Origin of the sequence: Chryseobacterium taiwanense (genome assembly GCF_000813825.1) — a bacterium.
In the GTDB taxonomy this organism is placed as follows: Bacteria; Bacteroidota; Bacteroidia; order Flavobacteriales; family Weeksellaceae; genus Chryseobacterium; species Chryseobacterium taiwanense.
The window spans coordinates 167,429-189,400 of sequence record NZ_JWTA01000007.1 but is presented as its reverse complement, the minus strand read 5'-3'; the positions used below and the strand labels follow the sequence as shown (position 1 = coordinate 189,400).

Here is a 21,972-nt window from a genome sequence, read left to right as displayed (position 1 = left end):
TAATGTTAAAATTAACAAGTTACTAACAATTCGTTGTGGATAAAATAAAAGATGAAATTTCTATTTAATAACGACATACACAGGAATTTTATCGTAAAAACATTGAGCAAATTACCTATTCTATTGTGAATCAATTAATTTTTTATAAATTTGAGAAAATTCACAAATATGAGACAAATTTTTATTTTAATTTCCTTTATCTTTTCATCATACATACTAAATGCTCAAACCTCATTTCCATACAACAGAGAATGGGGAACCTATGTAGGAGGTACGGGAAGTTTATTATTTGATGAATACAAGGTAGGAACCAATATATTTCATGATTCTCAAAATAATATCTATACCAATTCACAAACAACTCTACAAAGTGGTTATCAGAGCAGTTATTATAATCAGTTTGTGTTAGGAGGAAATAATTGCGATCTTTCTTCTTCTATTAATCTGTATCATGCAGCATTCGGAAATTCAGGAGCGATGATATATGCAGGTTATAAAGGTTCTGATATAGGAAGCAATGTTAATTTCGAAATTATAAGAGGTATTGATCCGCAGAACAACAAATATGTATTGAAGGGATACAATAGTATTGTCAATAATCTTTCAACTCCAGGAGTTTGGCTGACTCAAAATCAAAATTTACCTACCAATAAAACATTCACCCTTTCAAAATATTCTCCTTCTGGAAGCTTATTATGGACAACTTATCTTCCTAGGACAAATTCATCAAGGGCAATGATGCTTAGATTTGATGAAGAAAGTAATGTCTATCTGGAAGGCTCTACAGATGAAAATATTCCGGGACTTACTACTTCAGGGGTGTTTATAGAGAATTTTATTAGTTATCAGGTGGGTACAGCACCGGGGGCAATCAGTTATTTGGTAAAGCTTAACAGTTCCGGGCAGAAAATATGGGCGACGTATTCACCGTCTATTTTTGATTATGAATACCAAGAAGGATATATTTACACTGTTTCACAATATACGTCATCAATGCCTGGAAATTATACAGATTCAGGAACTTTTCAGCCTACGGGAAATGCTAAAAATTTAATTACTAAAATTAATAGTACAACAGGACAAAAAGTATGGGGCACATTTTACGGAACCCCAGCCTCTACAACTACTTACACGGGAGTTGGAATTTACGGAATCGAAGTAAGTTCTACAGGAATCTATGTGTCTGGGGAAAATCAAGATACAAATTACCCAACTTACTTCGCAACGAGCGGAGCTTTTAAACCACAAATGACAGGTTCCGGAGATCTTTTCTTAAGTAAATTTGATTTTACAGGCAACAGAGTCTGGAGTACTTATTTCGGAACCAATGGCTATGACATTAATTTAGGATTCGACAACCTGTCTGTTTATGGAAACAAAATTATTATTACAGGTAACCAATATGGAGCTTCTGATAATATTTCTACTCAAAATGCTTTTTTAACTACAATTCCCAATACTTCGCCGAATTGGACGAATATGTATTTTGCCGAGTTTGATGATACAGGTGCAAGAATGTGGTGTTCGTATTACGGTGGCCCTGGAACTAGTTTCTGGGGAGAATATATTACCCCTCAATTTTTAAATGATGGTTCTTTTATTATTTATGGTACAACTGGAGCCGTTACCGGAATAGGAACTTCCAATGGTGCTTTTCCAACCATGATCAATCCAGCTGTTCAGCAACCCTTTGGCTATATTGGGAAATTCGTTTTAAAAGAACAGCTTTCCACCTCTGAAGTTGCAGAGTCTACAGATCTTGTCCTTTATGATAATCCTAATAATGGAAACTTCTATTTAAAAGGTGATATTCTTGAAAAAAAGCAAGCCATAATGAAGCTTCTAGATCTATCCGGAAGATTGATTTCCGAACAAAAACTGGAGAAGAACAAAACTAATTTTATTCAGATGAAAGGAAGACTTTCTACAGGAAATTACATGCTTCAGGTACTTTCTGACCAAGGAGAGCAGATTAAGGTTTTTAAAATGACTGTGAAATAATTTAGTAATAAATAAAAACAACAAAAAAGGAAGCAAAATTTGCTTCCTTTTTTATATAGTAAATGATTTTCTATAATTTCTCTGCCACATATTTTGCAGTATGTGATTTTTTATTCTTTGCCAAATCTTCAGGAGTTCCTGCAAAAACGACTTCACCACCGTATTTTCCGGCTTCCGGACCAATGTCGATGATGTAATCAGCACTTTTGATAATATCCGGTTGGTGTTCAATAACAATTACAGAATGTCCTAAATCAATTAATGCTTGTAAAGATTTCAGTAATTTTTTAATATCATGAAAATGAAGTCCTGTAGAAGGCTCATCGAAAATAAATAAGGTTTTATCTGTGGTAACCCCTTTTACCAGGAATGAGGCCAGCTTCACACGCTGTGCTTCACCTCCGGAAAGGGTAGAAGAGCTTTGCCCTAATTGTAAATACCCCAATCCAACATCCTGTAAAGGTCTTAGTTTAGTAACAATTTTATCTTCATGATTATCTTTAAAAAATTCCAAAGCTTCATCAACGGTCATGTGAAGAATGTCTGAAATATTCTTTTCATCATATTTCACCTCAAGAATTTCATTCTTAAAACGGGTTCCTTTACACACTTCACATTCAAGCTCAATATCTGCCATGAACTGCATTGAAACATTGATGACTCCTTCACCTTTACATTCGTCACATCTTCCGCCGTCTACGTTGAAAGAGAAATGCTTAGGTTTATAACCCATCATTTTGGCTACTTTTTGTTTCGCAAACAAATCTCTGATATCATCATACGCTTTCAGATAGGTTACTGGGTTTGATCTTGATGATTTTCCGATTGGATTTTGATCAATCAGTTCAATATGCTTGATGAGCTTTTTAGGAAACTCCACTGAATCATAATCTCCTTTTTTACCGCCCATTCCTAACTGAATCTGAATATCATTGGTAAGAATTTCTTTCATTAAGGTAGATTTTCCACTTCCTGAAACTCCTGAAATCACCACAAGATTTTCTAACGGAAGATCTACATCTATATTCTTAAGATTATTTTGGCGTGCACCTTTTATATGAATCCATTCTTTAGCCTTTCTACGTTTTGCAGGAACTTCAATTTCCAGTCTTCCTGTCAAATATTTTGAGGTTAAAGTATCCGCATCTTTCAATTCTTTATAATCACCTGCAAATACCAATTCTCCACCCAAATAACCCGCTTCCGGACCAATATCAATAATATAATCTGCCGCTCTCATTACGTCTTCGTCATGTTCTACAACGATTACGGTATTTCCAAGATCACGAAGATTTTGAAGTACTTCAATCAGGTTTTCCGTATCTCTGGAGTGAAGTCCGATTGACGGTTCATCCAGGATATAAATCGATCCTACCAAAGAGCTCCCTAAACTTGTCGCAAGGTTAATTCTCTGGCTTTCTCCTCCTGAAAGGGTATTGGATGTTCTGTTTAAGGTTAAATATCCTAAACCAACCTTTAATAAAAATTCAAGTCGGGTAGTGATTTCATATAATAATCTTTTGGAAACTTCCTGATCGTGTTCAGATAACTTTAAGTCTTTTATTAATGGGAAAAGCTCATCTAAAGGAAGCTCGATCATTGACTGAATATTGTGTCCGTCGATTTTCACCCAGCTTGTTTCTTCACGCAATCTCAACCCTTCACAAGTCGGGCAAAGTGTTTTTCCACGATATCTGGAAAGCATGACACGATACTGGATTTTATATAAATTTTCCTCCAACATCTGGAAGAAATTATTTACTGATGGGAAATTTGTACTTCCATCTCCTTTCCAAAGATACGTTCTCTGTTCTTTGGTTAACTGATGATACGGCTTATGAATAGGAAAGTCTTTGGCTTTTTTAATGAAGTCTTTCTTCCATTCGCTCATCGTTTCTCCTTTCCAGGAAGCAACAGCATCTTCAAAAATCGACAACGTTTTATTCGGGATTACCAAATCTTCATCAATTCCGATTACTTTTCCGTAGCCTTCACAAGTAGGACATGCTCCATAAGGATTATTAAAGCTGAAAAAATGAACGTTGGGTTCTAGAAATTCGATCCCGTCAAGTTCAAATTTATTTGAAAATTCTTTGATTTTTCCGGACTCAATATTCTTCAAAGAACAATAGCCACGACCTTCATAGAAAGCCATCTGGATAGAATCTGCCAATCTCTGTAGGAAACTTTCATCTTCTTCATAAGAAAAACGGTCGATCACCAAATTGATCTGCATTCCTTTTTCAGGAGCAAAACCAAAGCTTTCTAAATCTTCAATTCCGGCAACATTTCCGTTAATTTCCAATCGGGTGAAACCTGCTAATTTCAGAATATTCAAAGTTTCTCCAAAATTTGCAAGGTCATATTCCAATGGAGCTGTTAACAAAAATGAAGTCTCTTTTTTAGAATCTTTAATAAAGTCTACGACATCAGAAACCGAATCTTTTTTTACTTCTTCACCGGAAACCGGAGAAAATGTTTTTCCGATTCTGGCAAAAAGGAGTTTCATATAATCGTAAATCTCCGTTGAAGTTCCCACTGTTGAACGTGGGTTCGAAGAAATTACTTTCTGCTGAATAGCAATAGAGGGTGCTAATCCTTTAATATCATCTACTTTCGGCTTTTCTAATTTGCCCAAAAACTGACGTGCATAAGAGCTTAAACTCTCAACATATCGTCTCTGTCCTTCGGCATAAATGGTATCAAAAGCCAATGAAGATTTTCCGCTTCCGGAAACTCCTGTGATGACAATTAATTTATTTTTAGGGATAAGTACATCTATGTGTTTCAGATTATTAAGATGTGCATTCTTAACGAAAATCTGTTTTTTAATATCTATATCTGTAGTTGAAGCCATAGTAAAATTAAGACTAACAAAATTACGAATTTTTGCGGGAATATTGTCATCTCAAAAATTCTTAATCAGATAGATTCTTTTTCCTTTCATTCTTACCCTTTTTACAGCTTAAATAGTTTAATTTTAAATGTTTTTGCAGTGTATGACAACAATCATTTTGTGATGTAAGTAAACTCCGCTACTTTTGGGGACTTTTAAAAATGACCAAAAATTAAAAGTAAATACCGTTATGATTAAGAAAATAGGCAGCCTTTTCTTTATTGGATCTGTACTTTTTGTACATGCTCAGGAAAAAACCACCGATATAGAAACGATTGAAGTTCAGGGAAAATTTATTTCTACTCCTTATAAATTGGCCAATCAAAATATTACTGTAATTACAAAAGAGGAAATTGCCAACTCACCTGCAAAAAGTGTGGATGAAGTTCTTCAGCAGGTTGCCGGAATGGATATCAGAAGGAGAGGAGCCAATGGAGTACAAAGTGATGTTACTTTTAGAGGAAGTTCTTTTGAACAGGTTCTTCTTCTTATCAACGGAATTCGAATGAATGATTCTCAAACAGGACATAACGCTCTTAATATTCCGGTTAATTTGGCAGATGTAGAAAGAATTGAAGTGATAAAAGGACCTGCAGCCAGAAGATTTGGACAAAATGCCTACGCAGGAGCGATCAATATTATTACCAAGATCAATCCAGGTAAAAACGTAAGAATAAATGCTGAAGCCGGAGATTATGAAACGTACGGATTAGGACTTAATGCTAGTTTGGGAGGTGAAAAATTCTCGAACTCATTAAATATAAATTCCAATTCTTCTCAGGGATATATGCATAATACGGATTATGAAATCCGAAATGTATTTTACCAGAGTCAATTAAAAATAAAAGAAGGGGATATCAAATTACAGGCTGGGTTTTCTGAGAAAAAATTTGGAGCTAACGGTTTTTACTCCTCCGCAGCCGCGACAGAACAATATGAAGAACTTCAGGCTTCAATTATCAGCTTGGCTCACAGACAGACTTTTGGAAAGTTTAAACTGAATTCTAATGTGTACTGGAGAAGAGGACAGGATATGTATCTATATAACCGTCAGAAGCCGGAAATCTATAGAAATATGCACATTGGGAACAATATAGGTGGTGAAGTAAATTCAAGCTATAATTGGGGATTAGGAACCACCGGAATAGGAGTGGAGTTAAGAAAAGAATTTCTGGCAAGTAATAATTTAGGAGACAGAGAACGATTTGTATCTCAGGTTTTCTTTGAACATTATTTTTCTTTCTTTGATAAGAAACTTAATATTTCTCCGGGAATTTCATGGGCTAATTATTCCAATGCGGGCAACTTTTTTTATCCCGGGTTAGATATTGGATATAACTTTAGCACCAATAGCAAAGTCTATGGAAATATTTCAAAAGTTCATAGAGTTCCCACTTTTACCGATCTTTATTATGTAAGTAAAACAGAGCAAGGGAATCCTAATTTGCAACCGGAAAGTGCTTTGTATGCAGAAGTTGGATATCAGTATCAAACTAAAAATATTTTAGCCAAAGTGAGTGGTTTCCTAAGGAGTTCCGATAATCCGATCGACTGGACAAAAACCTTTTTAAATGATCCTATTTGGTATGCTCAGAATGTGGGAGATACAGAAATAAAAGGAATAGAGGTTGAAGTCAATCAACAGGTATTAAACTGGTTGAGATATTCTGTCGGATATACCTATTTGGACAATGATTTTAAACAGGTAAAAGATCTGGTTTCAAGATATACTTTAGATAACTTAAAACATCAGTTTATTGGGAAATTGGAAACGAAGTTTTTGAAAAACTTTACCAATGAACTTGTATACCGATATAATCAGAGACTGAACAATGGAAGCTATAATCTTTTGGACGAAAAAATAAGTTTCGCTAAAAAAGACTTTTCAGTGTATGTTTTGGTGAATAATATTACGAATACAGAATATACAGAAGCATTTGGAGTGAAAATGCCACAAAGATGGTTTCACTTAGGATTTACCTACAATATCAATATTAAGTAAATGTTAATTGATGATGAATTAAAGTTAATATTACGAAATTGTTAATTCAATTACATTTGCAAAAATTTTTTAAAGATGAAACTTTTTCTAAGTCTTAGTTTACTTTTAAGCCTTACATTTATTAAAGCCCAGGAACATATTTCCGGATTCGGCGCATTAACTTTAACCTATAAGTTTCATCCGAAATTTTTCCTCTACGCAGAAGGTCAAATGAGAAGTATTGAAGAATATACTTACCCTGATTATTATGAAATAAAAGGAGGACTAGGATATAATCTTACTAAAAATCATAAGCCTTTCGTTGGTTTAGGAAGATACGCAACCTACAAAGACCATGCAATCAATAAAGAAGAATTCCGAGTATGGTTACAGGATGTAATTGATATTAAAAAAGGGATCGTAAAATTTGAAAACCGTTTTCGTGTGGAGAAAAGCTGGTTTTATGAACCACAGACCGATAAAAACTCGCAAAGAATGCGTTACCGTTACCGTTTAAATGTGAGTGTTCCTTTAAATGCTAAAGAAGTGAAAAAAGGGACTGTTTTTGCAAACGTATATGATGAAGTATTTGTTGTAACCCCTATGAAACCTGCTTTTGCAAGAAACAGAGTATACGGAGGATTTGGGTATCAGATTGATAACAGTATTGGAATTGCAGCAGGATACCTTTGGCAAAGAGAATTTGAGGCAAAAGGAAACAAAAATTTACATTTTACTTATCTTGCTTTAAACATCAATATTGACGGTACAAATCACCCTGTAAAAACGTTTGATTATCCTGGAGCGGATTAATTCTCCTAATATAAAAGCATAAATTAAGGCATTAAGAATTTTTTTCTTGATGCCTTAATTATTTTATAACGTAAAGATTATACCTTTGTTTAATATTTTTCAGTCAGATAGCGGTACGCTTTTAAGTATTTATTAAACCTCTTAATATCTCTTGGAGTAAGCTCTCGATTGACTCTTCTCAAATCCATATTATCTCGAAGGTCATTTATTTTTACAGCTACGGCTAAAGGAGATCTTTCGGTTCTTTTGATAAAATCATCATATTCTTCTTCCGGATCATACTTTGTAAGACAGCTCACTGCAAAAATAATATATTCAGGAAATCCCTCATTTCTCAGATAATCTAGGCTGAATTCCGAAGGATGATCTTCTACCACATCGTGTAAAACACCTACTATTTTTTCGTCAGTTGTTTTTCCGTATTCCATCACACGCATTACGTGTGCTATATAAGGTGCATGATATTTATCGGTTTGCCCTTTGTGTGCTTTAGCAGCTATCTTAATTGCTTTATGAAGCAGTTCTTCTTTTGTCATTTTTCTTAGAAAAGTAGATACAAAAATAAAAAATGCTTCAACATATCTAAGCATTTGTATTTATTTTTTTTTCAGTTTTTCTATGATTTTTAAAAGGGCTTCTCTGTTTTTAGATTCGTGATAAAATTTAGGAAGTTTTTCTAATAAAGTAAAGCCTGTTCTGTCTTTATGCTCCCGTAATGTGGCAGAAATATATTCTTCCAAATAAGAAAGGTGTTCACCGTTGTATGCGAAAAAAATATGTTCTTTAAAGGGATATTGCAGCCAGAGTTCCGCTTCAAAAAATCGATGGGCCGCCGTTCTTATATTTACTTTTTTGTTGAGAATAGTAGATTCTGTAGAAGAATCTTTGTGATAACCACAACTCAGACACTGAAGATGAACCCTGTGTTTTTCTACATCGGTTTTAGCAATTCCTTTTTTACTACAAACGGGGCAAACCACCCAAACTTTGTCGTAAAAATCTGAAATGATCTTATTCTGATCTGCGAAACGTTGGTTTTCCATTGGTTATTCTTTTTTTACGATCACCTATAAATGATTTTTAATCATACCAATATTCTTTCTTGATAGAGTAGCCGGCTTTTTTAAAGGCTTGAATCAGTTCATAGGCTAATTTCTCATTCTTTTTTTCATAAGAGAGATTCAAGAAATACATATCTCCGGTAGATATACTTTCTTTGCCATTTTCATCCACTTCTGTGACTTTTGAAGCGTCGGAATCTGTCCTGAAAATGATATTGATATCTTTCACAATGGCTTTTATCTTAGATAAGTCTATTTCCTGTTGTATGGTATAATGCGTATTACTATAAGTATCTTTCTTTTTGATTTCAAGAGCTAAAATATTAATATTCTGATCATTAGTATCTTTAATACTGTATTGTTTTATCACCTCAAACCTTTCTCCATAATAATTGGAAGAGTCTTTCTGTTGTGCTTTCACCTCTTTCTGAAGTTCACGGTTCAGGATCTTCACAATTTTTTGCACTTGTGAAGGAGCATACAACCACTGTAAAAGAAATGCAATAAAGAAGAGTTTTTTATTGATCATGATTGGTTTGTCTTAATTATTTAACAACTTCACAATTTTATCAATTGATATTTACATAAAAATACCATATTTATACGATTTTTTAAAATAATTTTAATTATTTTTATAAAAACTCTCCGCCTATGAAATCTGTTAAACATATTTTGAATGATGTTTGGGATCAATATCCAGAAGTTTTATCTAATCAGCAAATTGTAGGAGCAATCCCTGAAATAGAACGGCTTATTGCCGAATTATTTACATTAGGTCCGTTTTATTATTATACTTTAAATGTTGAAAACAGCACATTGAGTAATTTTAGTGAAGGTATTCTATCTATTCACAGTTTAAAAAAATATCCAAAACATTTAAAAGATATTATAGATCTGATACATCCGGACGATTTAGCCTTTGTAATGGAAGCAGAAACGTGGACGTTGGAAATGTATAAAGAAATTGGTTTCGAACATCAAATGCAGTTGAAATCCGGTTATTCTTTTCGAATGAAAACAAAAGAGAATGTATATGAAATGTTTCACCACCAAGCTATTCATACCCTAAAAGATCAAAATGGGAAGCTATTGGAAACCATAAATATTCATACCAATATTCAGCATCTTTCGCAAGAAAATAATTATGTAGTCACCGTTTCAGGCATTGGAACGAGACACGATTTTCATCAAAAAACCTTACGTCCCGAATTATTTGCATTGAATATAACAGACCGTCTTACCAAAAGAGAACTGGAGGTTTTTGTCCTATTAATAAAAGGATATAGTGATAAAGAAATCGCGGAAACCATCGTAATTTCATATCATACGGTTCGTACTCATCACAAAAATATTCTCAAGAAAACCAAAAGCAGGAACAGCAAAGAACTCATAAAAAAAGGATTGGTACAGGGATTTTTATAAGTTCTTATCCGTTCGTTTTATCTTATTTTGGAAAAGTCTTTATTTTTTCTGGAGGGGTAGAATTTAATACTTTATAATCCGTATTATCCTTTATTTTAACTTTTAAACATGAATAAATAGCCGTGTCTTTAGGCTTTGCCACCAGTATTTTGTACATGTTTTTTGGCTGGTTTTTCTTTTGTTGATTAAGTCCAATACTCTTTGTCTTTAAGGTATCTATTCTAAGAGACGGAATTTTTTTCTCTGTTTTCTGAGCTGATATCGAAATCGAAACAAATATAATAGGAATAAGTAATAATTTCATGGGTGTAATTTTATTGAAGTGAATCGTCACTATTTTTAGTAAGACAATTCAAATAACCTAAATATTACATCTTGTTTTAAAATAAATAAGAAAATTGCATTATAATCTTCATCTTAGGCTGATTATTAATTCAACCTTGGGATACTGCTGTTGCCAAAGTTCAATAAAATTACTTTCATTCTCCGGGATTTCTGCTATCAAAGTCTGCAATCCTGAAAATGACTGCAATATTTTTGAAATGCCATTTACCGTGACATCTGTAAATTTTATATAGAGATATTCCAGGTTTTTAAAGTGTAAAATACAGTCTAAATTATCATCATTTAGACGCATACTTCGCAGGTCTAAATATTCCACATTATTTAGTTTCTTTAGATATTGTAACCCGTGTTCTGTTACAAAAGTACCACCAAGAGCCAAGTGATTAACTTCTGTAATATATTGGGTAAGAAAGAATAGATCTTCATCGGTTGTATCACAGTCACGACAACCAAACTGACTTAAGTAGGCAGGAATATTCTTTTTATTTTTAGTGTTAAAATATTTTTCCAGCAAATACTTTTCACGGCTTTTGGAGAATTTAGTCATACCAGTTTTCCATTTTGATAGAATATCCTGCTTTTTCGAGTAGTCCTAAGAGTTCTTTAGCCCATATCTCATTATATTTTCCTGAACAGCAGAGTTGGAGAAAAAACAGGCTGTATTTTCGAGTTTCTTTACCGTTTTCGTAAATTTTCACCGCATCAGGTTGGGTTACAAAGATTACGTTGATATCTTTAGTAAGCTGAGTGATTTTACTCAATTCGACCTCTTGTTTTTCAAGATAATACGTTTCTGTGTATTGATTATCTTTTTCCGAAAAATCTACTTTTTTACGCTTTACACTTATGCTTAAGACACCGTTTTTAATTTGAAAAGGTTCTGCTACGACAAGGGTATCGTATCGTTCAATTCTTTCAGAATTTTTAAATTGATTTTTAACTTCCCAACGCAGATCTTTATTTAAGAAGTCTACGATTTTCTTTTCCTGCCCTTTAAAATGTAGAGCGAAAAGGAATATGAACAAAAAACAGAACCTCATTTGTATTTAATCTTTAATTAAACGAACAGAAAAACCTCTTTGTGGGGCTTCAGATCCTACTCCCGTAAGATTTTTTTTGTAAGAACTGAAACCTAAGGCAAATCCATTATTGTAATAACCATATTGTCCTCCATTATCATTCCAGCGTGCGGAACCATCAATGGTAGAAGACCACCATTGTCCATCACTATAATAAGGATGAAAAACATCTGCTTCAGAAGTAGGGTCTTTACTGTATTCATTTTCCCAAGCTCTTCCGCTCGGTAAAAAATTCAACCCGGATTCGTTGGTTCCGTTCCCTGCATATTCACCATATTTTTTATCAGGAATATCCCAACTTTTTGTAGCTCTCATTTTCTTTCCGGCTTCATATTTTCCTCCTAAAAATGAAATCAAATTTTCAAATTCATTTTGACTAGGAACATGCCATCCATTAGGTGCTAAACCTCTGGGATCCATAACGGCGTGAAAATTATACAGCTTTCCATATTTTTTTCCGTTTTTAGAATCAAAATTCAGATAAACAAAAGCGGGTTTATTATTTGTACAGAATTCTTTCCATTCAGCAGCATTTTTCGCTTCCGGAATAGGATCTCCATTTCTAAAAGTACTGACATCTAAATTTCTATTACTCCATATTTGATTACCCACCTTCACCGGTGCTTCAATTTCTTCAGTGGCATTATATATTTCCTTTGAAGTTCCTGTATTGGCAGAGTTACAACTCCATACAAAATTACTGGGAGTAGCTCCGTTGCTTCGCTTCAAAGCTTCTTTTGTGGCAATAGCATCCGCCGCTTCTTTTGTTTTGGCAAAACCCCAACCAAATGCAGTTCCAACATTACCGTCAATTGTACGATAAGCTGCGCATCCAGTTCCTGAAAAAGAAAGGACTACAGAACAATTTCCGCCTTTGTTATCACATTCAGATTTAGCTTTATCTTCAGCTTCGTTTAATGTGGCATAATCATAGGAAAAGCCATAGTAAAAACCATTGCTTCTGTCAATTGCCAAAGCTCCATATTTGGAAGCTGTTGATTTTGGAGCTACTTTTCCAGCTGTTTTTTTTGCTTGGGCAGCTATTTGTACTGAAAGTCCACAAATAACCATAGGGATAATAAAACATTTCATAGTATTCGTTTTTAGTTTTAATAATAATATCAGGGTAAATTTCCGATTAATCCCAATGCAAAAAAATACCACATTTGTAGTATTTTTTAAATAAAAAAACGTCCCAAAAGATTGAGACGTTTTTTAAAAATCAAATGTATATTTATAGAGATTAGTACGCTCCTTTATCAATAAAGTGAGCCGCTACTTTTTCTGTTAATGCCACTACATTCGGATGGTTTGCATACTTCGTAAATCTTCTTAATCCTGAAAGCATCATTCTTTGCTCATCACCTTCCGCGAAAGAAACAATTCCTTCTTTTGCTGCTACAATGATTTTCTCAACCGCTTTATAAAGGTTTAACTGAGCCATTGCAGCTTCTACCGAATCAGCAGAGAAGTGCTTTTCAGCTCTTAAAATTGCGGATTCTGCCATATAGATCTGGTTCAGAATTTCAGAAGCATTTAATAATAAATGTTGTTGTTTCTCAATATCCATCATATATTTTTGAAGAGCAGCACCCGAAACCATTAAGAAAACTTTCTTAAGATTTGCGATAATTGACTTTTCTTCACTCATGAATGCAGAATAATCAGGAACTTCGAAAGACGGAATTCCCATCAATTCTTTGCTGATTGCCATTGCCGGAGATAATAAATCCAATTCTCCTTTCATTGCTCTCTTAATCAACATTCCAACTGCTAAAAGTCTGTTGATTTCATTGGTTCCTTCATAGATTCTACCAATTCTAGCGTCTCTCCATGCAGATTCCATTGGAGTATCTTCTGAAAATCCCATTCCTCCATAGATCTGAATTCCTTCATCCGCTGTATTTTGAGTAAGATCTGATACAAAAACTTTAAGGATAGAAGCTTCTACCGCGAATTCTTCAACTCCTTTTAGTTCAGCTTGTTGATGATCCATTCCTCCTGCAACTAATTCTGCAATTTTATCTTCAACATTTTTTGCCAAACGGTAAGAACCTGCTTCACTTACAAAAACACCTGTCGACATTTCTGCAATTTTCTTTCTGATTGCTCCGAAAGTTGAAATAGAAACTCCAAACTGTTTTCTTTCATTTGAATATTGAATAGAGTGGTTTAAGATTCTTCTTTGTCCGTCAAGATTCGCTGCAGCTAATTTAATTCTACCAACATTCAATGCATTCAAAGCGATTTTGAAACCGTTGTTTCTTTCACCCAACATATTCTCTACAGGAACCTTCATATCATTGAAGAAAACCTGACGAGTAGAAGATGAACGGATTCCTAATTTATGTTCTTCCTCACCAAAAGTTAAGCTTTCAGGATTTTCTAATTCAGAACGGTTGATTACGAAACCTGTGATGTTTTTATCATCATCAATTTTAGCAAACAAAGTGAAAGTATCTGCAAAACCTGCATTAGAAATCCACATTTTTTGTCCGTTGATGATATAATGTTTTCCGTCTTCAGACAATCTTGCTCTTGTCTTTCCTGAGTTTGCATCAGAACCAGCATCCGGTTCAGTCAAACAATAAGCTCCGAATTTTGTTCCGGTAGCTAAATCCGGAAGATATTTCTTTTTCAACTCCTCGCTTCCGTAAAGAAGGGTAGGAAGGGTTCCGATTCCTGTATGAGCACCGTAAGCTGTAGCTAATGAGCCGTTTCCTCCTGAAACATAATCGCAAGCCAACATTGTGCTCACGAATCCCATTCCAAGACCGCCGTATTCTTCTGGAACTGTGATTCCCAATAATCCCATTTCTCCTAATTGACGCATTGTCTGCTCTGTCAATGCATAATCTTTTTTCTCAAAACGATCGTGATGAGGAATTACTTCTCTATCAATAAATTCTTTCGCAGAATCACGAAGCATTTTTTGTTCTTCGCTTAATTCTTCAAGACTAAAAATTTCATTAGCTGGAATTTCCTTGATCAGGAATTCACCACCTTTTAATATATTGCTCATTATTGTTTATTTTAAATTTTAGATTATAAATTTTAAATTAGATTTCAGTTATAAATTTTCAGATGAAGTTTTAATGATCTTAGTCAAAATATTAATGATACTTTCTATTTCTTTCAAATAAGAGTTAATTTCAATTTGAACCAAATTTGAAGATTGATAAAGTCTTAACCAATATCTAGTTTCTCTTGCTTCTTTGTTTGCAATTGAAAGTTTTGAAATAAAATCTTTTTTAGATTGAGCAGCAATTGCTTCTTCTACATTTGCGCCAATTGAAGTTCCACAACGAAGAATTTGTTTAGATAAAATAAATTCATTTTGAGTTTTACATTGAGTATACAATTTAATAATTCTTAATGCAAATTCAAAGGTCTTTATCTGAATCAAATTATCTTCTTTGAAGTTATTCATCTAAAATTTATAATTTAAAATCTATAATTAATTAAAGAAGTTCAAAAATTGAAGCCGCTCCTTGTCCTGTTCCTACGCACATAGAAACCATTCCGTATTTGTTTCCGCGTTTTCTCATTTCATCAAGAAGTTGAACAGTTAATTTTGTTCCTGTACATCCAAGTGGGTGACCAAGAGCGATTGCACCTCCGTTTACATTCAAAATATCAGGATTTAAACCTAATTCTTTTTTAATCGCAACAGATTGAGATGCAAATGCTTCATTTAACTCAATTAATTCAATATCTTTTAGTTCTAAACCAGCTTGCTTTAAAGCTTTTGGAATAGCATAGATAGGTCCCATTCCCATAATTCTAGGCTCAAGACCAGCAGCTGCGTAAGCCACTAATCTAGCTTCCGGTTGCAATCCTAATTCTTTTACCATTTCCTCGCTCATTACCATAACGAAAGCTGCACCGTCACTCATTTGAGAAGAGTTTCCTGCTGTTACACTTCCTCCGTTGGCGAAAACAGGTCTTAATTTAGATAAACCAGCTAAAGATGTATCTGCTCTCGGACCTTCATCTACTGAGAAATCAAACTTTTTAGTTTGCATTTTCTGGTTTTCATCTAAGAAGTTGTATTCAACCGGGATAGGAACAATCTGATTGGCAAATTTACCTTCCTGATTTGCTTTCAAAGCCTTCATGTGAGATTCGAAAGCAAACTGATCCTGTTCTTCTCTTGTAATATTGTATTGTTTTGCAACTTCTTCTGCGGTGTAACCCATTCCCCAATAATAATCAGGGTTTGTTTTAGCGATGTCCGTTTCAGGAACTGGTTTATAACCTCCCATTGGAATATAAGACATGGATTCTGTTCCTCCTGCAATAATGCAATCCGCCATTCCAGCCTGGATTTTTGCAGAAGCAATCGCAATCGCCTCACTTCCTGATGCACAATATCTGTTTACCGTAACTCCGGGAACTTTATCTGTATTTAAACCCATCAAAGAAATCAAACGAGCCACATTTAAGCCTTGTTCAGCTTCCGGCATTGCGTTTCCTACGATAAGGTCATCGATTCTGTTTTTGTCTAATTGCGGAAGTTCAGCCATTAATTTTTCAATTACGGTTGCCGCCATTACATCGGGTCTTGTAAATCTTAAACTTCCTTTTGGAGCTTTTCCAACGGCAGTTCTGAAACCCTTTACTATATATGCTTGTTTTGACATTTGTTTATTAATTATTTGATTTTAATTAAAAAATTATACATCAAGTTTGTCATGTTGAAAGCATCTAAGCTTAGATTCCTATGGAATGACAAACTATATGGAAATTTTTAATTTTAATTTCTCAAAGGCTTTCCGTTTTGTAACATGTACTGAATTCTCTCCAATGTTTTTCTCTCACCACAAAGTTGCAAGAACGTTTCTCTTTCAAGATTCAATAAGTATTGTTCAGTAACAACGGTTGGTTCAGAAAGATTTCCTCCGACCATTACATTAGCTAATTTGTCCGCAATTTTTTTGTCGTGTGCAGAGATATAATTTCCGGTTAACATTTGATCTGTTCCAACATAAAACATTCCCAATGCATCTTTACCCAACACTTTTACTTTCTGCTCGATAGGTTGAGTATAGCCTTGTTCTGCTAATAATTTTGCCACTTTTTTTGCTTCGGCAATTTGTCTGTTTTTGCTTACGGAAACGATATCTTTTCCTTTTTCAAGGATTCCCATATCGTAGGCTTCATAAGCAGAAGTAGCGACTTTACCCATTGCGATATTCATGAAAGCTTCACGAAGTCTGTTGTTCTTCACATCATCGCTGTGGAATTCTCTTGACGTTCTCAAAGTCAGTTCTTTTGTTCCACCACCACCAGGAATTACACCCACTCCGGTTTCAACCAATCCGATGTAAGTTTCTGCTGCTGCGACAACTCTGTCTGCATGCATAGTCATTTCACAACCACCACCAAGAGTCATTCCGTGAGGAGCAACAACAACAGGAATAGAAGAGTAGCGAACTCTCATCATCGATTTTTGGAAATAAGCAATGGCCATATTCAAATCATCCCAATCCTGTTCGATCGCCATCATTAGAATCATTGCTAAATTCGCTCCCACAGAGAAATTTGTGCCTTGATTTCCAACCACCAGACCATCATATTCTTTTTCAGCTAAATCAATGGCTCTGTTTAATCCGTCTAAAACTTCACCTCCCAAAGAGTTCATTTTAGAACGAATTTCAAAATTGATAATTCCATCGCCTAAATCTTCAATCGCAGCACCTGAATTACTCCAAAGCGTTTTATTTTTTCTGATATTATCTAAAATAATGAAAGCATCCTGTCCAGGAATTTTGTTGTATTCCCCAGAATTTTTGTCAACATAAATGCTTTGTCCTTCATCATTTACTTTATAGAAAGTCTCTACATTTTTCACCCAGTCTGAAACTTGATAACCAGCTTCTGTAGCTAATTCAATACCTTTTTGAACACCAACAGCATCCCAAATTTCAAACGGACCATTTTCCCAACCGAAACCTGCTCTCATCGCATCATCGATTTTGTACACTTCATCAGAAATTTCAGGCACTTTATGCGAAACATAAGCGAATAATGCACCTAATGATTTTCTGTACAATTCTCCGGCTTTGTCTTTTCCACCAATTAAGACTTTAAATCTGTCAATTGGTTTATCAATATTTTTAGTTAATTCTAAAGTAGGGAAAGAAGATTTTCCTTGAAGTTCATACTCTAAAGTATCAAGATTTAATCCGTGAATTTCAGATTTTCCTTCTGCATTTTTCACTTTTTTGTAGAAACCTTGCTCTGTTTTTGAACCTAACCATTTATTCTCAACCATTTTCTGGATGTAATCTGGAAGAGCAAAAACGTTGTTGAAATCATTCGCTTCTGCGCCGCTTTGACGAACACCATTTGCTACCATTACCAATGTATCCAACCCAACAACATCTGCTGTTCTGAACGTCGCAGATTTTGGTCGACCGATTACCGGCCCTGTCAATTTATCAACTTCAGAAACCGTTAAGCCAAGTTTTTGAACGTTGTGAAGCAAATCCATCATCGAGAAAACTCCAATTCTATTGGCGATAAACGCAGGCGTATCTTTTGCTAAAACGGTTGTTTTTCCTAAGAATTTCGCTCCGTAATTCATGTAGAAATCAATGATTTCCGAATTTGTATCGTTTGTCGGAATAATCTCTAAAAGAGGAAGATATCTTACAGGATTAAAGAAGTGAGTTCCTGCAAAATAATGTTTGAAATCGTCGCTTCTTCCTTCCACCAACATATTAATTGGAATACCTGAAGTATTTGATGAAACTAAAGTTCCCGGTTTTCTGAATTGTTCGATTTTTTCGTAAACGGATTTCTTGATGTCTAGTCTTTCTACTACCACTTCAATAATCCAGTCTGTATTTTTTATTTTTGGTAAATCATCATCAAAATTTCCAACTTTTATTCTATCTGCGAATTTTGGAGAATAGAGTAGAGCCGGACTTGCTTTTTTAAGTTTTTCAAAGTTTTCAGAAGCGATTCTGTTCCTTACCGCTTTATCCTCTTTGGTCAAACCTTTCTTCTGTTCTGCTTCAGTGAGTTCAAAAGGAACGATATCTAAAAGCGAAACTTCTACGCCAATATTAGCGAAGTGAGCCGCAATACCGCTTCCCATAATTCCTGAACCAAGAACTGTAACGTGTTTGATTCTTCTTTTCATTTGATTTATTATTTGTAATTGTTTTAATTTTATGATTATTCTGATTCAAACGAGGCGTAATGAAGAATTTCATTACTAAATACTTCATCAGAATGACAATTATAATCTCTATTTTTTGTTGTTTAGGTCTGTAGCGATTTTCATGATCTCGCACATGACATCTTTGAACATTTCTAACTTTTCAGGAGCAATTTTCTCCATGACTCTTTTATTGAAGTTCACGACAACTTCTTTAGACATATTTCTTGAATTCAGTCCTTTATCTGTAAGTTTAATGATCACTTCACGTTTATCCGTCGTTGTCTTTTCCTTATAGATATATCCGTTGTCTTCTAAAAGCTTAATAATTCTTGTTAATGAAGTAGGTTCAATCGCCATTTTCGGACCTAGATTTGTACTTCTTGTACCTTCTTTAGGATCGATTTTAAGTAAAGTAAGGGCCTGAACAGCCGTAGAATCATGTTCTTGGGCAAGATCGGTATACATTTTAGAAACAGCCAACCAAGTCTGCTTTAAAATTAAATCTACGTTTTCTATTTTATCTTTATTATTATCCATTATATTTTTACTGAAATGGTTTTACCCAAATTTAGCAAATATTATGCATGCATAATATTTATTAACGTTAAAATTTGTTAATACACTGATAATAAACTGATTAAATTGTATGATTAGCATAATACTATGCATGCATAGTATATGGAATATGTAAAGAAAAAAGAAGATTAATAAATGGTTTTCACGAAATTAACGATTTCTTCAAAGGATTCGCATTGGTGTTTTGAAGAGTTGTCAGAAATTAACCAAAAATTGTTCTGAAATTCAAAATTCAGAGCCGAAAGATCTTTTTGAAAGTTTTTTTGAAGTAAAGAATACAGCATTTCTTTATAAAAATCAGGTGCGATAATCTTAGGCGCAACAAATTTTTCGTTGATCTGGAATAAAGAAGCATTGGTAAGTTCTTCATGTTGCAACAAAACATCTTCAACAATTCCAGAGTACAAATGCTGATCTTTTACATACCAGATTTTATCTGCAAATTCTTTAGCTAAACGCCAATCATGAGAAGAAAATAAAATTAATTTATTCTGTTCCTGAGCTAATCTTCGGAGTGTTTTTAAGATGATAATCTTATTTTTTTCGTCTAAATGTGTTGTGGGTTCATCAAGAATGATGATAGGGGAGTTCTGCGTTAAAGCCCGACCAATAAAAGCTTTTTGAAGGTTTCCGTCTGAAAGGTTTTTGAGTAATGTATTTTTATATTGTACCAGATCAAGCTCTTCAATAATATGCGATACTTCTTCTCGGTCTTCTTTTTTAAGCTCAAAATAAAAAGGATAGTAAATGTATTTCCCTAATGAAATTAAATCTTCTACGGTATAATTCTGCGGAATGATCGACTTAGAAAAAACAACAGCTATTTGTTCTGCAATTTCTTTAACGGAAAGATTCTTTACATTTTTATTATGAATTGAAATTCCTCCGCTTAATAAAGGTATCTGATGTAAAATTGATTTAATTAATGTTGTTTTTCCAACACCATTATTACCGATCAACAAGCATACTTCTCCTAATTTCAAATGAGCATTTGCATTTGAAATTAAGGTTTTGTTGTAGCCGATATTTGCTTGCTTGATTTGTAGGTGCATTTCTCTTTGTTGATTTTTCACGAAGGCGCAAAGTTGGTTTACAAAAATACTGTTTTAAGGCTCAAAGAATTTGACAAAGTCAAATTTTAATGCTGATTATTTATAAAAAATTTATCATTCTTGTTACTCCATTTTTGAAAAGATCACTTTGAAAATTGATTAATAATCCTAATTTACAATTTGTCATTTTTAAATAAGTCAAAAGTTGAGCTTTATGAGATGAATTAATATAATCAACTGTTTTTATTTCTAAAATTAATTTATTTTCAACAATCATATCTAATCTGAAAGCATTCTCAATTTTTAATTCTTCATAAATAATTGGAAGTAATTTTTGTTTTTCTACGAAGAGTCCGAGCTTTGTCAATTCATAGAATAAACATGTTCAAATAATCCTGCTCCGAGTGTCTTATGTATTTTTAGTCCTGTCTCAAAAACTACTTTTGATAATTCGTTTTCTGTCATTTGTATTGTGTTTTATTTTATGCTAATTTGAATAATACAAATATGCATGTTAAATTTTATCAAAGATAAAATCCTTGAGCCTCAAAACAGTATTTTTATAACAAGAACTTTGTGTCTTTGCGATAAACCCAAAATTAAACTTTATTCTGCTTCAAAAGCATCATCAAAATTACAGGAATCCCAAAGACAGAGCTTATTACATTTAAAGGAATCTGTGTTTTTTCTGCAATAATTGAAAAGAAAAGCATAATTAACATTCCCAAAAACATATTTAAGATCCATTGCTGCCAAAGTTTTGCAGGATTGTATATTAATCTGCAAAAATGCGGGACAATGATTCCTATAAATAAAATAGGCCCCAAAAATGCAGTGACAGATGCTGAAAGCAGGGAAGAAGCAACAATAATGAATATTTTCAACTGGTTTAAATTGACTCCCAAACTTTGTGCGTATGAATTACCTAATGAATTTCCAATCAAAGGTTTTATGCTTTTAAAACAGATAAATAACCCTAGTAAAACTAAGACTGATAATACATAAATTTGATTTCTGGAAACCATATTATTAGCGCCGAAAGACCATAAAATATAGTTTTTCAAACTTTGATTTTCCGCATAAAACTGAAGTAAAGAAACAATAGCTCCCGCAAAAGCTGAAACCAGAAATCCAAAAATAATGAGATATGATTTATCCTGAAACTTATTTGACATTGACAATAAAACCAGCATCAATAGTAAGCTTCCTCCAATGGCAGCTAAACTTAAAAAACTGTTTTGAAGAAATTCATGAAGCAAAATATCATGTGAAAAGAAAATATAAAATGCGACCGATAAGCTTGCGACGGAAGTAATTCCTAAAATATCAGGACCGGCTAAAGGATTCTGAAAATATTCCTGCATCAAAAAACCTGAAGTAGGAATAGAAATTCCGGCCAAAAGCATCACTAATACACGATTTACACGAATTTCTGCAATCTGGCTATTCTGTGAGTCCTGAAAGAAATCCTGAAGATGTAAACTTAGAAATCCTGTGTTCAGATTGATAATCGAAGTCAATAGAATTGCGATTACTAAAATTAAACACAGGATTTTAAACTTGTTTGACATTATT

General features: G+C 33.8%; 19 protein-coding genes and 1 pseudogene. 4 read left to right on the top strand and 16 right to left on the bottom strand.

Annotated elements, in window-relative coordinates; genetic code table 11:
- Nucleotides 1-168 precede the first annotated feature (168 nt).
- Nucleotides 169-2,001, top strand: a complete 1,833-nt coding sequence (locus tag RM51_RS10335) for a T9SS type A sorting domain-containing protein (RefSeq protein ID WP_039368632.1) — start codon at nucleotides 169-171, stop codon at nucleotides 1,999-2,001.
- A gap of 70 nt (nucleotides 2,002-2,071) precedes the next feature.
- On the opposite strand, the gene uvrA is transcribed toward RM51_RS10335, so the two are convergent.
- Nucleotides 2,072-4,858 (bottom strand): excinuclease ABC subunit UvrA, encoded by a 2,787-nt coding sequence (gene uvrA, locus RM51_RS10330; protein ID WP_039368629.1) that lies wholly within the window; start codon nucleotides 4,856-4,858, stop codon nucleotides 2,072-2,074.
- A 229-nt stretch (nucleotides 4,859-5,087) separates the two neighbouring features.
- Between uvrA and RM51_RS10325 the strand changes: the two genes are divergently transcribed.
- Both RM51_RS10325 and RM51_RS10320 read left to right on the top strand, forming a co-directional pair.
- Nucleotides 5,088-6,899 carry a TonB-dependent receptor plug domain-containing protein gene (locus RM51_RS10325; RefSeq protein ID WP_039368828.1) on the top strand — a complete coding sequence of 604 codons (1,812 nt, stop codon included), beginning with the start codon at nucleotides 5,088-5,090 and terminating at the stop codon, nucleotides 6,897-6,899.
- 75 nt (nucleotides 6,900-6,974) lie between these two features.
- Nucleotides 6,975-7,691 carry a DUF2490 domain-containing protein gene (locus tag RM51_RS10320; RefSeq protein WP_039368626.1) on the top strand — a complete coding sequence of 239 codons (717 nt, stop codon included), beginning with the start codon at nucleotides 6,975-6,977 and terminating at the stop codon, nucleotides 7,689-7,691.
- A gap of 89 nt (nucleotides 7,692-7,780) precedes the next feature.
- Here the strand turns inward: RM51_RS10320 and RM51_RS10315 are convergent, their stop codons facing one another.
- Genes RM51_RS10315 through RM51_RS10305 form a run of 3 tightly spaced genes read right to left on the bottom strand, consistent with a single transcriptional unit; the run spans nucleotide 7,781 to nucleotide 9,281 of the window.
- The gene (locus RM51_RS10315) at nucleotides 7,781-8,227 is read right to left on the bottom strand and encodes a phosphohydrolase (RefSeq protein ID WP_039368624.1); all 447 of its coding nucleotides are present in this window, start codon (nucleotides 8,225-8,227) and stop codon (nucleotides 7,781-7,783) included.
- Nucleotides 8,228-8,287: 60 nt separating this feature from the next.
- Nucleotides 8,288-8,734 (bottom strand): hypothetical protein, encoded by a 447-nt coding sequence (locus RM51_RS10310; RefSeq protein WP_039368623.1) that lies wholly within the window; start codon nucleotides 8,732-8,734, stop codon nucleotides 8,288-8,290.
- 37 nt (nucleotides 8,735-8,771) lie between these two features.
- Entirely contained in the window at nucleotides 8,772-9,281 is a 510-nt protein-coding gene (locus RM51_RS10305; RefSeq protein ID WP_039368620.1) for a hypothetical protein, read from the bottom strand.
- 122 nt (nucleotides 9,282-9,403) lie between these two features.
- Between RM51_RS10305 and RM51_RS10300 the strand changes: the two genes are divergently transcribed.
- A complete protein-coding gene (locus tag RM51_RS10300; RefSeq protein ID WP_039368618.1) occupies nucleotides 9,404-10,174 on the top strand; it encodes a response regulator transcription factor in 771 nt (256 codons plus the stop codon).
- A gap of 22 nt (nucleotides 10,175-10,196) precedes the next feature.
- On the opposite strand, the gene RM51_RS10295 is transcribed toward RM51_RS10300, so the two are convergent.
- From RM51_RS10295 to RM51_RS10240, 12 genes and pseudogenes are all read right to left on the bottom strand, one after another.
- Nucleotides 10,197-10,478: a hypothetical protein gene (locus RM51_RS10295; protein WP_131667065.1), complete on the bottom strand. Its 282-nt coding sequence runs from the start codon at nucleotides 10,476-10,478 to the stop codon at nucleotides 10,197-10,199.
- A gap of 108 nt (nucleotides 10,479-10,586) precedes the next feature.
- Nucleotides 10,587-11,066 (bottom strand): hypothetical protein, encoded by a 480-nt coding sequence (locus RM51_RS10290; protein WP_039368616.1) that lies wholly within the window; start codon nucleotides 11,064-11,066, stop codon nucleotides 10,587-10,589.
- Complete coding sequence (locus RM51_RS10285) at nucleotides 11,059-11,559, bottom strand: hypothetical protein (RefSeq protein WP_039368614.1); 501 nt, start codon at nucleotides 11,557-11,559, stop codon at nucleotides 11,059-11,061. The genes RM51_RS10290 and RM51_RS10285 overlap by 8 nt, the downstream gene beginning before the upstream one ends.
- 6 nt (nucleotides 11,560-11,565) lie before the next feature.
- Nucleotides 11,566-12,690, bottom strand: coding sequence for an FISUMP domain-containing protein (locus tag RM51_RS19115; RefSeq protein ID WP_052248462.1), 1,125 nt, complete (start codon nucleotides 12,688-12,690; stop codon nucleotides 11,566-11,568).
- Nucleotides 12,691-12,841: 151 nt separating this feature from the next.
- Nucleotides 12,842-14,620 (bottom strand): acyl-CoA dehydrogenase family protein, encoded by a 1,779-nt coding sequence (locus tag RM51_RS10275; RefSeq protein WP_039368611.1) that lies wholly within the window; start codon nucleotides 14,618-14,620, stop codon nucleotides 12,842-12,844.
- Nucleotides 14,621-14,668: 48 nt separating this feature from the next.
- On the bottom strand, nucleotides 14,669-15,028 hold the full coding sequence (locus RM51_RS10270) for a four helix bundle protein (protein ID WP_039368608.1): 360 nt from the start codon (nucleotides 15,026-15,028) through the stop codon (nucleotides 14,669-14,671).
- Nucleotides 15,029-15,059: 31 nt separating this feature from the next.
- On the bottom strand, nucleotides 15,060-16,241 hold the full coding sequence (locus RM51_RS10265) for an acetyl-CoA C-acyltransferase (RefSeq protein ID WP_039368606.1): 1,182 nt from the start codon (nucleotides 16,239-16,241) through the stop codon (nucleotides 15,060-15,062).
- 113 nt (nucleotides 16,242-16,354) lie between these two features.
- Complete coding sequence (locus RM51_RS10260) at nucleotides 16,355-18,748, bottom strand: 3-hydroxyacyl-CoA dehydrogenase/enoyl-CoA hydratase family protein (protein ID WP_039368603.1); 2,394 nt, start codon at nucleotides 18,746-18,748, stop codon at nucleotides 16,355-16,357.
- Nucleotides 18,749-18,856: 108 nt separating this feature from the next.
- On the bottom strand, nucleotides 18,857-19,306 hold the full coding sequence (locus RM51_RS10255; RefSeq protein WP_039368600.1) for a MarR family winged helix-turn-helix transcriptional regulator: 450 nt from the start codon (nucleotides 19,304-19,306) through the stop codon (nucleotides 18,857-18,859).
- A gap of 167 nt (nucleotides 19,307-19,473) precedes the next feature.
- Entirely contained in the window at nucleotides 19,474-20,397 is a 924-nt protein-coding gene (locus RM51_RS10250) for an ABC transporter ATP-binding protein (RefSeq protein ID WP_039368822.1), read from the bottom strand.
- 100 nt (nucleotides 20,398-20,497) lie between these two features.
- A pseudogene (locus RM51_RS10245) lies at nucleotides 20,498-20,862 on the bottom strand (GxxExxY protein).
- Between the two features lie 134 nt (nucleotides 20,863-20,996).
- On the bottom strand, nucleotides 20,997-21,968 hold the full coding sequence (locus RM51_RS10240; RefSeq protein ID WP_039368597.1) for an iron ABC transporter permease: 972 nt from the start codon (nucleotides 21,966-21,968) through the stop codon (nucleotides 20,997-20,999).
- Nucleotides 21,969-21,972: the final 4 nt, after the last annotated feature.